The 15,916-nt window shown below is 65.1% G+C and carries 14 protein-coding genes; 3 read left to right on the top strand and 11 right to left on the bottom strand.

What is annotated here, in order from left to right:
* Together GXH28_RS07485 and GXH28_RS07480 are read left to right on the top strand one after the other, a co-directional pair.
* Positions 1–765: a 3-hydroxybutyrate dehydrogenase gene (locus tag GXH28_RS07485; protein ID WP_169238401.1), complete on the top strand. Its 765-nt coding sequence runs from the start codon at positions 1–3 to the stop codon at positions 763–765.
* Position 766: 1 nt separating this feature from the next.
* Complete coding sequence (locus GXH28_RS07480) at positions 767–1,066, top strand: GIY-YIG nuclease family protein (RefSeq protein ID WP_169238400.1); 300 nt, start codon at positions 767–769, stop codon at positions 1,064–1,066.
* 4 nt (positions 1,067–1,070) lie between these two features.
* Here the strand turns inward: GXH28_RS07480 and GXH28_RS07475 are convergent, their stop codons facing one another.
* The 3 genes from GXH28_RS07475 to GXH28_RS07465 all read right to left on the bottom strand — a co-directional run bounded on the left by GXH28_RS07475 (position 1,071) and on the right by GXH28_RS07465 (position 4,947).
* Positions 1,071–2,897, bottom strand: a complete 1,827-nt coding sequence (locus GXH28_RS07475; protein WP_169238399.1) for a vWA domain-containing protein — start codon at positions 2,895–2,897, stop codon at positions 1,071–1,073.
* 56 nt (positions 2,898–2,953) lie between these two features.
* The gene (locus GXH28_RS07470; RefSeq protein ID WP_169238398.1) at positions 2,954–3,871 is read right to left on the bottom strand and encodes a DUF58 domain-containing protein; all 918 of its coding nucleotides are present in this window, start codon (positions 3,869–3,871) and stop codon (positions 2,954–2,956) included.
* Between the two features lie 62 nt (positions 3,872–3,933).
* Positions 3,934–4,947 (bottom strand): isocitrate/isopropylmalate dehydrogenase family protein, encoded by a 1,014-nt coding sequence (locus GXH28_RS07465; protein ID WP_169238397.1) that lies wholly within the window; start codon positions 4,945–4,947, stop codon positions 3,934–3,936.
* Between the two features lie 98 nt (positions 4,948–5,045).
* On the opposite strand from GXH28_RS07465, the gene GXH28_RS07460 reads away from it, so the two are divergent.
* Positions 5,046–5,474: a CBS domain-containing protein gene (locus GXH28_RS07460; protein ID WP_169238396.1), complete on the top strand. Its 429-nt coding sequence runs from the start codon at positions 5,046–5,048 to the stop codon at positions 5,472–5,474.
* A 77-nt stretch (positions 5,475–5,551) separates the two neighbouring features.
* On the opposite strand, the gene GXH28_RS07455 is transcribed toward GXH28_RS07460, so the two are convergent.
* From GXH28_RS07455 to GXH28_RS07420, 8 genes are all read right to left on the bottom strand, one after another.
* Entirely contained in the window at positions 5,552–6,268 is a 717-nt protein-coding gene (locus GXH28_RS07455; RefSeq protein ID WP_169238395.1) for a succinate dehydrogenase iron-sulfur subunit, read from the bottom strand.
* Between the two features lie 28 nt (positions 6,269–6,296).
* Positions 6,297–8,072, bottom strand: a complete 1,776-nt coding sequence (gene sdhA / locus GXH28_RS07450) for a succinate dehydrogenase flavoprotein subunit (RefSeq protein WP_169238394.1) — start codon at positions 8,070–8,072, stop codon at positions 6,297–6,299.
* Positions 8,073–8,112: 40 nt separating this feature from the next.
* Positions 8,113–10,221, bottom strand: coding sequence for a hypothetical protein (locus GXH28_RS07445; RefSeq protein ID WP_169238393.1), 2,109 nt, complete (start codon positions 10,219–10,221; stop codon positions 8,113–8,115).
* Positions 10,222–10,258: 37 nt separating this feature from the next.
* Positions 10,259–10,723: a hypothetical protein gene (locus GXH28_RS07440; RefSeq protein WP_169238392.1), complete on the bottom strand. Its 465-nt coding sequence runs from the start codon at positions 10,721–10,723 to the stop codon at positions 10,259–10,261.
* A gap of 70 nt (positions 10,724–10,793) precedes the next feature.
* Positions 10,794–11,204 (bottom strand): hypothetical protein, encoded by a 411-nt coding sequence (locus GXH28_RS07435; protein WP_169238391.1) that lies wholly within the window; start codon positions 11,202–11,204, stop codon positions 10,794–10,796.
* Between the two features lie 119 nt (positions 11,205–11,323).
* The gene (locus tag GXH28_RS07430; protein WP_169238390.1) at positions 11,324–13,642 is read right to left on the bottom strand and encodes a hypothetical protein; all 2,319 of its coding nucleotides are present in this window, start codon (positions 13,640–13,642) and stop codon (positions 11,324–11,326) included.
* Between the two features lie 39 nt (positions 13,643–13,681).
* The gene (locus GXH28_RS07425) at positions 13,682–15,655 is read right to left on the bottom strand and encodes an ArnT family glycosyltransferase (RefSeq protein ID WP_169238389.1); all 1,974 of its coding nucleotides are present in this window, start codon (positions 15,653–15,655) and stop codon (positions 13,682–13,684) included.
* A gap of 55 nt (positions 15,656–15,710) precedes the next feature.
* The coding region (locus GXH28_RS07420; RefSeq protein ID WP_169237924.1) for a transposase at positions 15,711–15,916 on the bottom strand (206 nt) is incomplete at its 5' end.

Here is a 15,916-nt window from a genome sequence, read left to right as displayed (position 1 = left end):
ATGTCGCTCGAAGATAAGACTGTTCTCATCACCGGCGCCGGCAGCGGCATCGGCCGCGCCTGCGCGCAGGCCTTCGCCCGCGCGGGCGCGCGCGTGCTGGTGCATGACATCACGCCCGAGGCGCAGCAAGTCGCCGATGCGCTCGGCGCGGCCTTCCTGCGGGCCGATCTGTCGGACCAGGAAGCGGTCAAGTCGCTCGCGCAGGCGGCGTTGCGCGCTGCCGGCGGCCGCGTGGACATCCTCATCAACAATGCCGGCTTCCAACAAATTCACCCGGTGGAGGAGTTCCCCGAAGCCACCTGGAACAAGATGATCCAGGTGATGTTGACCGCGCCGTTCCAGTTGATCAAGTATTTGCTGCCGGCCATGAAGGCCAACCGCTGGGGGCGCATCATCAACATCAGCAGCCTGCATGGCGTGGTCGCCAGCCCGTTCAAGAGCGCCTACATCAGCGCCAAACACGGCTTGATGGGCTTGACCAAAACGGTGGCGCTGGAAGCCGCGCCGTTCGGCGTCACCGTCAACGCGATCTGCCCGGCCTATGTGCGCACGCCCATCGTGGACCAACAGATCGCCGATCAGGCGCGCACGCTGAACATCCCCGAAAGCGCGGTGATCGAACAGGTGATGCTCGGTCCGGCGGCGATCAAGCGGTTGATCGAGCCGGACGAGGTCGCCGAGTTTGCGCTGTATCTCGCCTCGGATAAAGGCGGCATCATCACCGGCGCGGCGCACATGCTCGATTTGGGGTGGACGGCGCGCTGAGATGCCGGAAGTCTATATTTTGCGCTGCGGCGACAACTCGCTCTACACCGGCATCGCCAAAGACGCCGATGCGCGGCTGAGGGCGCATCAGGCCGGGCGCGGCGGGCGTTACACGCGGGCGCGGCGGCCAGTGGCGTTGGTCTGGCGCTGCAAAGTGGCGACGTGGCGCGAGGCGATGCAGTTCGAACGCGCCATCAAACGCTTGCCGCGCGCGAAGAAGCTGGCGCTGATTGCTGCGTCACCGCAGGGGACAGATGAGGCCGGCCGAAGGCGATCGCGTTACCTTGCGCTCATCCGATAGGCACTTATGGCCTAGGCGTTGCGCGCCATCGGGTCGGCAGTCCGCGTTGATAGACCCACCATTCTGCCAGCAGCAAGACCAGCGCAATGCCGGCCATCCAATGCCAAAACTCGCGCTGCGATGTAGGGCGGCTTTCGACCTGCTCGGCGTTGGCGCTCACGCTGCCGACTTGCAGGTTGGGATTGGGCGCGATGCGCGATTCGCTCACATTGATGAAGTTCACAGCGAAGGCGCCCTGCGCCCGGCCCGCGTCGAAGGTGTAGACGCCCGGCCCATCCGTCTGCGCGAAGCCGCGCCGGCCGGTCACGACTTCCTCCCCAGACGGCAGCGTCACCCGCGTACCTTCCGGCATCGGCACCACCTCGCCCGGCTTGACGTTGAGCGGCACATTCAGCCCTTGCGCCGGCGCCAGCCACTCCACGCTGTTGGCGATCAGGATCGGGAACGCGATCTGCAGCGGTAGATCGCTCCGGCGCAGGTCGAAAGTGATGAGCACCACGCGCTGCGAATCGTCCTCGTCGCTTTCGCCGGCAAGCACCAGCGGGCCGCCCTGGCTCTCGATCACGGGCTGCAACCAGCTCGGCGCGTTCACCCGCCGCGCGTCCAAAACGCTCACGCCGCGCCAGTCCACGTTGCGGGCAATCGGATGCAGCTCGGTGCGTACGTAGTCGGTGTTGCTGAAGATGCCGCTGGGGGTGAACACCGATTGCGCGCCGATCAGCAGCGCATTGGCCCGCGCCGGCAGGGTGGCTGTCACGTTGTCCAGCACATAGAGGTCGTACGTTTGGGCGTCGGGCGGCATCGCGGCGGCCCGCGTCACGCGCAGGCCGGGCAGGAACGCCAGCGCTTGTTCGAGGAAGCGGTTACCGCGCGTCAGCAGCAGGGCATGGCGCATCGTGTTCTCCGCGTTGACCGCGTAGGCGGCGTCGTCCACAGCCAGGAAGTTGCGCTGCGCCTCGTCAATGCGAGCCTGCACGGCGGCGACGTTCGGATTGATGTTGCCGATCGTCCATTCGGCCGATGCGCCGGCCGGCACATCCAGCGCGCGCGCATCCACCAGCGCGCCGTCGGCGCGCAGCGATACCAATACGCGGTCGTCCTGCGGCCCGCTGTTCGTCACCCGCACGAAAGCCGACAGGCCGCGCAGCGTGCGGCGCAAGGTCAGCGTGGAAATGGCGACGTTGTCGCCGCTGTTCCCTATCGGGATGAAGCGCGCTTTGCCGGGCAGCCGGACCAGGTCGTCGGCGTGCGCGCCGTCGCTGAACACCAGGGTGGTGGTGTCCTCATCGCCCGCGCCGGTGGCGACGGCCAAGGCGATGGCTGCGCTCCAGTTCGCCGCGTCCAGCGAAGGCCGGGCCGCGTCGAGCGCATCGAGCAGTTGCAACTTGTCACTGGTCAGCGCGCTGAGCGCGCGCGGCGCGCCATCCACGACGATGAGCGTCATCTGGTCATTGGCGCCCATGCTGTTGATCGCGTCGCGCACGCGCGCGCGCGCCGCTTCGAAGCGCGAAGGCGCAACGTCGGTCGCGCGCATCGAGGCCGACGCATCAAGCAGCACGATGGATCGCCCGCTCACCTCGCTGGGCACGTTCATGTAGGGCCGGATGAGCGCGAAGACGAGAAAGGCCAGTGTGCTGAGTTGGAGGATGAGCAGCAGGTGGCGCCGCAGGCGCTGCCACAACGTGTTGGCCTCGCGATCCATCGTCACTTGTCGCCACAGCAGCGTGCTGCTCACGGTCTGCTCGCGCCGCTGCAGCCGCAGCAAGTAGAGCAGAATGATCGGCGCGGCTAACAAGGCAAACAGGAAGGCCGCGGGATTCAGCAAGTTCATTCGCGATGCTCAATTGACCGATGGCAATCGGCGGCTGTGACCGCGCCGCGCAATCATCAAACCAGCCATTCCGCGCGCCTCAGGTCTTTCAACACGATTTGTTCGAGCGGCAGCGACGTGTCGGTGAGATGGTAGCGGCCGCCGCGCCGGCGGACATGGGCGGCGATCTCCTCGCTCCATGCGGTCAACCGCCGACGATACTGGCCGAGCACGGCGTCGTCCAGGCTCATATCCTGTAGGTTGGCCGTCTCCACATCCTTTAGCCGGAGGTCGCCCGTGAATTGCGGGTCGAGTTCGTCGGCGCTGAGCGTGTGCAACAGGTTCACATCCAGCCGGCTGTTGCCCAACGCGTTGAATCCCTCAGCGTAGCCGTCCTCGTCCAACATGTCGCTGATCACGATGCACAGGCCGGGGCGCGCGTCGAGCGCGTAACGCTTCAGCCAGGCATTCAAGGACGGTCGCCGGCCGGTCGGCGCAGCGCGCAAGTCGCGCTTGGCGGTTGCCGAGACGCGCTCGACGAAAGCGATGAGCGCCGCAGCGGAGGCCACGCCGCGCTTTGGCCCAAAGCGCTGGGACGAATTCGTCTCCAACACAATTTTGTCGCCGGAGGCCAGCGCGACGTAGCCCAGCACGACCGCGAGCTGCGCGGCGCACAGCCACTTTTGCGCGAGAGGCTGGCCGTCGGCCTCTTCGTCCGGCTGCCAAAACATGGATGGGCTGTCGTCCAGCAGAATGTGCGTGGTGAGGTCTTCCTCGTCCTCGAACAGTTTGATGTAGGGGCGCTCCAGACGGGCATAGATGTTCCAGTCCACGCGGCGCGGGTCGTCGCCGGGGGTGTAATTGCGGTAGTCGGCGAACTCGACCGAGCGACCACGCTTGACGCTGCGCCGTTCGCCGGTCAGCGAGCCGACGCGCCGACGCGGCGGGTTTAGGCGAAGGGTGCGCAACGACTGAAGGAACGCCTCGGACAGCATAGCGCGATTCTACGCCCACAAGCTTATAGTTTGGCGAGAAGTCAGAGAGCAGAGATTGGAGATTAGATGCGCCGCAGGATTTCCGCCGCGACGGCCTGCGTGGTGGCCTGGCCCCCCAAGTCGGGCGTGCGCGAGCCGCTCTCGATCGCCCCATAGACGGCGCGCTCGATGCGTTCGGCAGCATCGGCTTGCTTCCAGTAGTGCCGAGCCAGCAACGCGGCGCTCAGGATCGCGCCGCAGGGGTTGGCAATGCCCTTGCCGGCGATGTCGGGCGCGCTGCCGTGCACCGGCTCGGCGATCGCCACGCCTTCGCCGAGGTTGAGCGAGGGCGCCACGCCCATGCCGCCGCCCCACACGCTGGCCACGTCGCTCAGGATGTCGCCGAACAAGTTGGTGGTGACGATCACATCGAACCGCGCCGGCTGCGACGCCAACATCATCGCCGCCGTGTCCACCAGCATCTCGTCAATGGCCACTTCGGGATAGCTCGCGCCCACCGCGCGCACCGTGTCGCGGAAGAGGCCATCGGTGACCGGCAGGATGTTGGCCTTGTGCACGATGGTGACGCGCTTGCGCTCGCGCTGGCGCGCCAGCTCGAACGCTACGCGCGCGATGCGCGCCGACGCCGCGCGGGTGATCACGCGCTCGGCGATGGCTTCCTCACCTTGCAGCCGTTCGCGGCCGGAATAGAGCCCCTGGGTGTTCTCGCGCACCAAGATCAGGTCCACGGCTTGCAGCCGGCCGACCGTCTGCGACGCCTGGGACCACAGGATGCGCGTTGGGCGCAAGTTGGCATACAGGTCGAAGCGCTGGCGCATCTGGATGATCGGGCTGCGGTAGCCCTCGACCTTGTGCGACGGCGAGGAGACGGCCCCGAACAAGGCTGCGCCGCAAGCAGCGATCTGGGCGATGGTCTCATCGGGCAACGCGCTGCCGGTGCGCCGGAAGCAATCCCAGCCAGCCTCGGCCTCGACTGTGGTCAAGCCGGGCAACGCGCGTTGCAGGGCCGCAACGGCGCAAGGGATCACTTCGCGGCCCACTCCATCGCCGGGGATGATGCAGAGGCGGTAGGTCATGACGGGGGATTGTATCGTCCATTTACCGTCTGTTGGCCGCGAGTGAGTCTCGCGTTAAACTTATGCCCCCACGGAGGAAGTCAGACAATATGAAGCACATGACAGTCCGAGACGCCATGCACAAGGGCGTCGTGAGTTGCGATTCGTCTATCAGTGTGCGCGATGCCGCGCGCATCATGAACGAGAAAAGGCTGCGGTCGCTGGTGGTGGTGGATTTTGACTGTGCGCTGGCCGGCATCATCTCCGAGACCGACATCGTCGCAGCGCGCCTGGTCCACGAGGGCAGCAAGCCATGGGATCAACTGACCGTCGGCGAGATCATGACCAACCGCGTGCTGACGGTGACGCCGGACATGTCCCTGAAAGAGGCCGCCAAGATCATCATTGACCACCGCATCCACCGCGTCGTGGTGGCCGAGCCGGACGACATCTGCAACCCGATCGGCATCCTTTCGCTCGGTGACATCATGCGCTATCTGGAGCGCGTCGAGCGCGAAGAGGCCGGCCAGGCGCCCCATCGAAGCTAAGGGCGGGGGCAACAGCGGTCAAACGGCCTAAAGTAGGTGATGGCCATGCCACCGGCTACCCGGGCCTTAGCGCGATCCTATCGGATGACGCCGGTGCGCAGGGCTTCTTTGACCTCGCCGATGGCTTTAGTCACCTGGATGCCGCGCGGACAAGCTTCGGTGCAGTTGAAGGCGGTGCGGCAGCGCCAGACGCCATCTTGCGCGCTCAGGATCTCCAAGCGCTGCTGCGCGGCCTGGTCGCGGCTGTCGAAGATGAAGCGGTGCGCCTGCACAATGGCCGCCGGCCCGACGTATTCGCCTCGCGCCCAGAACGACGGGCAACTTGTGGTGCAAGCCGCACACAAGATGCACTTGGTCGTGTCGTCATAGCGCTCACGGTCCGCCGGCGACTGCAAGCGTTCGCGGCCGTTCGCCGGCAGCGGGTCGTTGTTCACCAGATACGGCATCACCGCCCGGTAGTGCGCAAAGAACGGCTCCATATCCACGATCAAGTCCTTCACCACCGGCAGGCCAAGGATTGGCTCGACGGTAATCGTGTCGCCGTCTTTGGCGATGTTCTGAATCAGCACTTTGCAGGCCAGCATGTTGCGGCCGTTGATGCGCATGGCATCGCTGCCGCACACACCGTGCGCGCAACTGCGCCGCAGGGCCAGCGTGCCGTCCTGGTTCCATTTCACGTCGTGCAGCGCGTCAAGCACGCGGTCGGTCGGCTCAACTTCGACCGCGTAGGTTTCCCAGTGCGGCTTCTTGTCCGTCTCCGGATTGAAGCGCTTGATCTTCAAGTTGATCTTCATTGCGAATCGAAAATCCAACGGTCAGGGATCAGTACTTCCGCTCCTGCGGCGGGATACGCGTGATGCGCACCGGCTTGTACTTCAGCGTGATCGTCCCGTTCTTCCAGACCATCGAGTGCTTGAGGAAATTCACGTCGTCGCGGTTGGGATAATCCTCGCGATAATGGCCGCCGCGGCTCTCGGTGCGCGCCAGGGCCGCAAACGCGGTGACCTCGGCCAGGTCGAGCAGCGCGCCCAGCTCCCAGGCTTCCATCAGGTCGGTGTTCCACTTGAAGCCTTTGTCGTCTATGCGGATGCGCTTATAGCGAGCCTGTAGCTCGTGGATTTTGTCAATCGCCTCCTCCAGGCCGGCGCCGGTGCGATACACGCCGACCTTTTCATCCATGACCGCCTGCATCTCTTTGCGGATGGCATGAGGGCGTTCGTTGCCGTTGTTGTTGCGGATGCGGTCAAGCTGCGCAGCGCCCGCTTTGGCCGCCGCGTCGCGGTGGATGGGGCGGAACGACGCTTGCTTGCAATACTCGGCCATGGCGATGCCGCCGCGCTTGCCGAACACCACCAGGTCCACCAGCGAGTTCGTGCCCAGCCGATTGGCGCCGTGCACGCTGACGCAGGCCACCTCGCCGGCGGCGTATAGCCCTTCCACGATCCGACCGGTTTCATCGGCCAGCACGCGCGCATCGTTGTCGGTAGGGATGCCGCCCATGGCATAGTGCGCCGTCGGCTGAATCGGCACCGGCTCTTTGATCGGGTCAATCCCCTGGTACACGCGGGCGAACTCGATGATGTCGGGCAGTCGGGTCTCCAAGTAGTGCGCGTCAATGCGCTTCGGGTTGCCGTCGGCCTCGAAGTATTTGTTGATTTGCTCGGGGCGGAAGTCCAGATACACGTAGTCTTTGCCACCGATGCCGCGACCTTCGCGAATCTCAGTATAGATGCAGCGGCTGCAGATGTCACGGGGGGCCAGGTCCTTCAAGGTGGGCATGTAGCGTTCCATGAAGCGCTCGCCCTTGTCGTTGATGAACACTGCGCCTTCGCCGCGCGCGGCCTCGCTGAGCAAGATGCCCAGCTTATACACACCGGTCGGGTGGAACTGGAAGAACTCCATGTCCTCCAGCGGCAAGCCACGCCGCAGCACCGCCGCCGGCAGGTCGCCGGTGAGCGAGTGCGCGTTGCTGGTGACCTTCCACATCTTGCCGAAGCCGCCGGTGGCGATCAGCGTCGCTTTGCTGTGGAAGACGTGGATCTCGCCGGTGGCCAGTTGTACAGCAACCACGCCGTTGCACTTGCCGTCCTCGATCAGCACGTCAATGACCTGGAACTCATCGAAGAACTTGACGTTGTTCTTGATGCAGTTCTGGTAAAGCGTTTGCAGGATCATGTGGCCGGTGCGGTCGGCGGCGTGGCAGGCGCGCATGACCGGCTTTTTGGTCTCGTTGTTGGTGTGCCCGCCAAAGCGCCGCTGGCTGATCTTGCCGTCGGGCGTGCGGTCGAACGGCAGCCCCATATGTTCCAGGTCAATCACCGCGTCAATGGCTTCGCGGCACATGATGTCCACAGCGTCCTGATCGCACAGGAAGTCGCCGCCTTTGATCGTGTCGTAGGCGTGCCATTCCCATTTGTCCTCTTCCAGGTTGCCCAGCGCAGCGCTGATGCCGCCCTGCGCTGTGCCGGTGTGCGAGCGCGTGGGATATAGCTTGCTGATGACGGCGGTGTTCACACCTTTGCTGGCGTACAGGGCCGCCATCAACCCTGCGCCGCCCGCGCCCACCACAAGCGCGTCAAACTGATGATACTGAGGCATACCCACTCCTAAAGATAAGGGATTGAATTATCGGCTCCTGTCATCGCACTTGCCGAACCCACAACACATGCCGTATTGTAACAACGGGCGTGCCTGGTTGCTTAGGATCGAAATACACCGCGTTCTTCTTCTGGTTGGGATCGAACAGGCTCATCTCCAACGCATATTGGCCCGGCGGCAGATCGGCCGGCAGCGCAAAGCGCACCGCGCTGGTTTGCACGTGGCCGGCGCGCCAACGATAGCCGAGGATCGCCGGCGCATCATCCACCTGCACGATCATTCGGCCATCGGGCGCAAATAGTTTGACGAATGGCGCGAAATACCATGACCCGTATGGCTCGGCCGGCGGCAGCCCCACCCGCCAGTCATGCGTCACGGTGATCATCTCGCCGGGATGCGCCGCAGCCGGCGTTTGTAGCCCCAGCAACCGCCAGCCCTCGCCTAGGTTGACGATGAACGTGCCTTCCGACGGGCGCAGGGCCGATTCGAGCGGCAGCGCGCGGTAGAGCATTGGCACGACCGGCGTCCGGTCGGTGCGCTTTTGACCGGGGATGGGCATCGGAAATGCTTCGGCGCGCGCCGGCGCAGGTGATTCGGCCATCAACAAAGCGCATTCGCCGCCCTCCGGCCGCACTTGCCAGATGCTGGATGCGCCCTTGATGTGGATCTCTTCGGCGCGCGCTGGCCGAGCGTCTCCGAGCAAACTGGCCAGCCAGCGTGCGTCCTCTTGGGCGTGAAGCGTGACGCAACCAAGCGCGCGCCATCGCTCGGCCAGGCGCATCTGCCAGAAGAGCGGCAGGCTATACAAACCGTCGTGGTGGTAAGGGAAGCGCGTCGTAGCTTCGGCCTCGCCGTGGGCGTTCCACCAGGGGAGGGCCACGGCGACCATGGCGACAGTCAACGCCAAAGCCAGAATCGCATATCGCGTCTTGCGCGTCGCATGGCGCGCTGCACGCTCGAGCAGCGCCAATGGCGCGCCGGCCAGCGCGTAAGGCATCGGCGAGGTGAGCAGCAGGTAGAACACATGCACCTTCCAATCGCGCATGACGGCGTTCGCAATCAGGAAGGTCGCCAGAACCGGTAAGACAAACCATCCCAGCGCAAGGCGGCTTATCAACGTGGTGCGAGCCGGATCAGAGCCCGATCGGCTAACGGCCTGAATCGCCAACAGGCCCAGCCCGATCCAAAGGAGCGCGTCAATGAGCGCAGCCCGCGCGTCGCTCCAGCGATCGCGCGCCTCGAACAGCGGCGTGTCGGGTTCGACAAACGTGTTCTCAAAGTCGCGCCCGCTGACAATGCGCAGCGCATGGTTGATCGGATCGAGATTCAGCCGGCCAGCGCGGGTCTCCTCGTTGAAGGCGTGTGGATTGTTGACCACGGCTGTGAGCGCGGTGCGCGCGCTGATGACTGCGCCGGCGTAAACCAGCACGCTCAAGACGCCGACAGCGGCGCCGGCTACCGCAGCGCGGCGCAAGCCGGTTGACCATCGGCCCAGCGAGCGCAGGCTGAGCGCGCCGATGAACGTCGCGACGACCAGTTGGGCGAGCAGGCCGGCAGCGACCAGGTATGTCTGCAGGCAGGCAGCAGCCCAAGCGAACGCCGCAAACAGGTGCTTCGGCTTGCCGCGCGCCAGGCCATTCATCGCCAGCCACAGCGCCAGTGCGCTCATCGCTTCGAGCGGCCCCTGTAGCCATGCCCCGCGCGCAACCCAGGCCGCCCACAGGCTCACGCCGGCGAGTGAGCCGGCGACGGACGCAGACCATCCGCCAAAAAGCCGCCGCGCCAAGTCGAAAGCGATGGCAGCCACCGGCGCGCCCAACATCGCATTGAGCGCCGTGGCGACATAGGCGCTCGGTTCGATGGCCGTCAGCAGCGCGTAGAAGTAGCTGGCGCCGGCCGGGTTGGGCAGGTTGATGCTGGCCAGCAAGCTGACGGCAGGCAGTTGGTCGAAGTGTCCTTCGGCAACCGCTTGACGGATGAACAGGCCGAGGCCGTGCGGGTAGGCGCGGTCGTAGTTCTGGCGCACGTGCTCCAGCCCGTGCATCCGGAAGGCGAACGCCATCCAGATGACGAATAGCGCCGGCAGCCAGGTTCGCCGCCATCTGCTCTGCCTTGCGCTGCGCTCGCCGCCGGGCGAGGGGCGATTCACGGTGCGCGTATGCTTGCCGAAGCGGGCCGGCGCGGCCTCATCGCAGCGCAGCCTCGCCGCCGCTGGCCGCCGCGCCCATGAACAGCGCGGCGATGCCGCCCAGCGAGATCAGCGCCGCGACGGCCACGATGACGGACATCAGCCCTTTGTAGATCGCCGGCCGGTGGCCGAAGTAGTCGTAGGCCACTTGGCGCACGCCGTTGATGCCGTGCGTCACGGCCAGGACGAGCATCACCGCGTAGTAAGCGCGCCAGATCACCTGCTCGACCGTGACCGGCTGACCCGTGATGCCCCAGCGCAGTTGCGTGCCGGCGAACTCGATCTCGTGCGTGCCGATGAGCACGTGCTGCATCCAAAAATGCGACAGCGCCAGGAAGACGAGCGCCAGGCCGCTGTAGCGCATGAACAGCCACAGCGCGAGCTCCAGGCGATTGCGGGTTTGCGGAATTGGCTGCACCTTGCGCACGGTGCGGCCGGGGGTAACCGTTGTCGTAGAAGCCATTGGGTTCGATTAACGACTCCCTACTCCCGAGTGACAGTGCGTCCTGAGCAAAGTAAGGAGTCGGAAGTCTCTACTTTAAGCCGTGCGTCACGTAGTAGCTGATGGACTTGAAGGCCATGACAGCGATGGTCGGCGCAAGCAGGATGAGCGTGATGATGACCGACCAGCGGGTGGCGACTGCTTGTTTATCCCACAGTGCCGGTCGCAGCTCTAGGATGGCGATGCGCGTGCCATTCACAGCGTGAAAGATCAAGCAGGCGGCCAAGACGATCTCGCCGACGGAGAACAACGGCGTCTTATAAACCGCGAGCATCGCCTCGTGCAGCGGCGGGTTGAACGTCGCCATGCTCATGCCGAAGATGTGCGTGCCGAGGAAGATCACGACGCCAAGACCAGTCACGCGATGCAGCAGCCAAAGGACGTGGCCGCTGCCCCTGTAGCGCAGCGATTCGCGCGCAGTGGTAATCAGGGGGGTGAACATCTCAACAACTTCTCCTCACCTAATCAGTTCGATGCTATGAAGTATATGCCGGCGATGGGGAGGACGCCCGTCGCGCCATCCGAGCGTCAGCCGCGAGGGGTGACGCAGGATGCCGCTTGCTACTTCTCCACCCGAACCTCACCGATGAACGCCACATCGTCCGGTGTGCCGGTTTTGAATCGAGCGCCGTCGGCGGTGTAAAAGCCGGTCGCGATGCGTAGTGCGCCCTGCGCGTCCCTCGGCAGCGTCAACCGGAAGGTCTCGCGCACGCACTCGCCAGCGTCCCAGAGGTCGGTGGGATATTCGCCGTTCATCGGCGCGTGATCGTCCTGCCCCACGAGTCGGCCGTTCGCGTCCAGAGCATGCACAAACGCGGTGCCGCGTTTGGGCGTGGGTTGCACGACTTCATAGGTCAAGTTGACGATCACGGTCTCACCCGGGCGCGCCCGAGCCGGCAACTTCACCTCGCGCAGCCAAATGCCATCGAAGCGGGCGAGCGGCGGTTGCCAGAACACCGGCATCGGCGGCGCTGCGCCAACCTTGAAACGACCGACGATGGGCGCAACGGGTCGGCCTTCGCCATCGGTCGCCGGCAAGACTTCCGCGATGCTGATTGGCCGAGATGCGGTCAGCGGCTCAAACGGAAAGACGGTCACGTGCAACTTGCCGAGCGCCGGCAACCGGGGGCAAGGCTTCTCCAACAGGATGTCGTAGGCATCTACGAACGTGTCGCCGGCGCGCCAGTTGGTGCTGGGGTAGTTGCCAAGGTTGGGGAAGGCGGCGATCGAACCGAGGACCTCGTTATCGCGCCCCAACACACTGACGCCAAAGGCGTGATGTCGCTCCGTCGAGCGCAGCGCGCGCCAGGTCAGCTTTACCCGCGCGTAGTGGCGCATGCCCTCGCGGTCGGGCAGCAGGGCCGTCTGTGCCGTCGCGTCCACGAGTTGCACCAGGTCACCGAAGGTGAGCAGCGCGCCGGCGCCGCGCGGCGCGATCAGGCCAGGCCGATAGCGCGGCTGGATAAAGGCAAATGGAACGATCAACGCGAACGCGGCCAGGCCGCCCGCCAAGGCATAGGGCAATGCGCGCGCGGCAAACGTCCACTGCCGGAGCAGGGCGCTCCACCCGAAGCCGAGCAGACAAGCATAGGCCGCCAGCGCCGGCATCAGGTAACGCCCCGGCATCAGCGCCGGGTCTTGATAGAACAGCGCGCGATACAGCGGCAGCGCCATCATCGAAAGGCCGAGCATCAGCAGCACGACGATGGCCATGCGCGTCGCGCGTTCGGCGCGGCGATAGCCGATTGCACAGCCGACCGCGCCCACCAGCGTCAAGACGGCAAACGCTAGATACGCCCACTCTGGCAGGCCGACGTTGCCCCAACCGAACTTGCCCCAAAACGTGCGGAAGGTGTTAGCGAACAACTGCGGCAACCATGCGTCACGGATAGATACCCATACGCCTTCGCCGATGACGCTGGTGGGCGCGACCAGGATGGGGTTGTTCGGGTTGCGGTCGGTCAGCAGCCGGCCGTAGCGCACCAGGTTATAGCCGAGGTAGGGCAATGCTATCAGGGCGCATGCGCCGAGGACCAACGCGCCTCGCCGGAGCAGGTCGCGCGCCGGCCAGGCCGAGCGCCTGGCGATAAACGTCAGCGCCAGCGCCGCGAATCCGATCAACGCCAGGGCGCTGTTCTTGGCAAGGAACGCCAGGCCGAGGGCAAAGCCAAGGCGTAGGGCATGTATGTCGAACGTCGCATCGTGCGGATGACGTTCGGTTGGTTGCGTTGCGTAGCTGCGGCTTGACGTTGCGGGGAGCGCAGGGCGCGATGCGTCTTGCGCGATGCGTAAGGTGTCATGCGCCACCCAAGCTCCCATCGCAGCGGCCATCGCGTCGTTGTTGACCATTGCGCCCATAAAGATCACCTGAGGGTTGAAAGCGGCGATCGCCGTGCTGAGCAGCGCCGCTGTTGAGCCGGCGCCGAAAATCAGGTTGGCGCTCAAGGCGATCAGGCAGACCGTCAGGCCGGTGAGCAACGCCGAGACCACGCGCGCCGCGTGCAAGGCCAGGATCGCGCCATGCCAGGGGAAGGCTTCCTCCGGCTGCCGCAGCATGATGCGGAAGCCGCGCCGGTTCGTGCCGTCGAGCGCGAAGTGGTTGAACTCCGGCTGCACGTCGTCGCCGCGGTCGGCCCAAAAGGTCAGCGCCGATGTGACCAGGTAATACAGCGGCGGCTGGTGCGACTGATCGAACAGCACCTTGTCTGCCGAGGCGGCGTCCGGCAGGCTGCGCGTTGCGACAAGGTGATTGACGTAGGCGAAGTGGCCGGTCTCGTCGTGCGCCTCCCAGGGCGGGTTCATGGCCCCATAGACCAATGCGAGCGCAACGTGCGCGAGCACGATGAGCCGCTGCAGGCGCGTCAGTTGAGTGCGCGGCATGCCGAGATAACGCTACCACACTGAGTTGGATGACATCGGTCAGGTTGGCGGAACGACGCGCACTTCGCCCAGGTAGATGGAGTCATCCGGTAATCGCTTGCCGCCGCGGTCGAATGCGGGCAAGCGCGTCAGGTCGGCGGCGTGATACAGGCCGACGAACAGGCGATACCGCCCTGGCGGCAGTTCGGCCGGCAGCAGCACGGGGTATGAGTCATCGAACGTGACGCCGGCGCGCCAGCGCGTGGTAGGGAACTGGCCGTCCAGCGGCGGTGCGTCGCCTTGCGCGCGCAGCGTGCCGCGTTCATCCACCAAGTGCACGAAGGTCGTGTAAGCATCCCGCGTGGGGCGCAGTGTTCGCCAGGTGAGCGTGACCGTCAGTGGTTGGCCGGCGGTCGCCGATGGCGCGAAACGAGCTGCCTGAAGCAAACCGATGTCACCTAAGGCAGCGATCCAGGCGCTGTTGTCGGCCTTGTCGGATGACGCGACCGGCAGCAGGGTGGCGCCGTCGAACACCGGCGCGCCGGGGTTGCCTTGGTCGTCGTAGCTAGGGATGATGTCGCCACTGCCGCGGTCGTATAGCGCGAACTGAACGCGCAGCGTGGCCGGCGCTTCAGCATCCTCCGGCACGATGAGGTCCACGTCGTCGCGCCACATTTGGTCAGCGCGCCATTGGCTGCTGGGCAGCAGCCCGCCGCCGGTGAACGTATCGAACCGCGCCAGGGGTCGGTTGTCGCGGCCCAGCAGGCTGACTACCAACAAGTAGTCGAACGCCGTAGGTTGTCGCGCGCGCATGACCACGCTCACACGTACTTTGTCTCCCGGGTAAACGGCTTGGGGCTGCACCCCATATCCGACCACTTCCGCGAATGCGTCGAAACGCTGCCGGGCGGGCGTCATACCCTCTGGGAGATCGTCCACCAGCGGCGGCATGTAGGCGGGAATGACGTAGCGAAAGGGCGAGATCGCCGCCAAGATGAACAGCCCGATGCACGACGCGGCCGGCAGGGCAGCGAAGGGAGCGACGTGGTGCCGGCGGATGATGAACGTCGTCTGCGCCAACTCGACGAGGCCAAGCGCCATCAGCGTGGATAGCGCAGCGATGGCAGGGAAGAGCAGCCGGCCCTGCGACGCCGGCGTCATCATCGTCCAACGCACCAGCGCCGCGTAGGTGAGCATAGGATATGCAGCCAGCGCACCGACCCTCAGCCAGTATGCCGCGCTCATGCTGCGCCGTCGCCGGGCGAGGTGCAGGATCAAGCCGGCGAGGCACGCCAGCAAGAAGATATCAAAGGCCTGATACGCCAGGCCATCCGCGGGCACGTTGAAGTGGCCGAACACGGCCAGATAGGACAGGCGCAGCCCCTCGAATTCCGCCAGCGCCTCGAGGAACGAGATGCGGCGCGGGTGGGCGATAGCGGCCATCATTGCCGTGCCGGTCGGCTCGCCGTAGAGCAGGACGTTGCGGATGTACCACCACCCGGCGATGAGTAGCCACAGCATCGCAACGGCAGCGATCAGCTTCGACCAGTGGGGGCGCGATGTCGCTGCGCCGTGTTCGGGCCTGGGCGCGACGAGCATCGCGCTGGCCAGCGGCAACAGCAGCGCGCCGCTTAGTTTGGCCAGGCTAGCCAGGCCGGCCAGCACACCGAAGACGAACGCGCGCTGCAAGGTAACGCCTTGCGCCAATGCCTGCATCAGCACGTAGAGCGCGGCCGTGGTCAGCGTAATCAACAACCCGTCGTTGCTCACGGCGGTGGTCACGGTCAGGAACATTGGGTTGAACGCCGTCAGCGCCATAGCGACGGCCGCCACGCGCCGATCGCCCGTTGCCAGATGTGCGATGCCGAACGCGAGCCAGACGGTGACGCAGCCGGGCAGGATGCCCAACAGGCGCAGCGCGACCGCGGCGAGCGTAGTGCCGCGATAGGCAAAGGCGCGCTTCTCCGGCGTGATGATGAGCACGTTCTTGTTGCCGGGAGCGTAGGGATCGTAGAGCGGCGAAGCGTTCGGCAACCGCTGCGCGTCAAAGTCGCGGGTGTCAAACAGTCTAACGACTAAGAGCCTATCTCTAAACCTCGCATTTGCGCCAACAGATGATGGCGCAGGCGAAAAACAGCAGGGACAGATAATTGCTCGCCTTCTTCTCCCAGCGAATCAGCAACCGACGAAAGCGATTGAGCCATGAATGAGTCACTTCGACCACCCAGCGGCGCGACTTGCGTCGGCCCGGCTTGCGCTGGCGTTTTTTTGGGCGTTCTCCTTGTCCGGCACATG

The sequence above is a fragment of the Candidatus Roseilinea sp. NK_OTU-006 genome (assembly GCF_012931985.1).
Classification (GTDB): domain Bacteria; phylum Chloroflexota; class Anaerolineae; order J036; family Brachytrichaceae; genus JAAFGM01.
The sequence above is the reverse complement of the archived record's forward strand: the minus strand, read 5'-3'. Positions and strand labels throughout refer to the sequence as shown.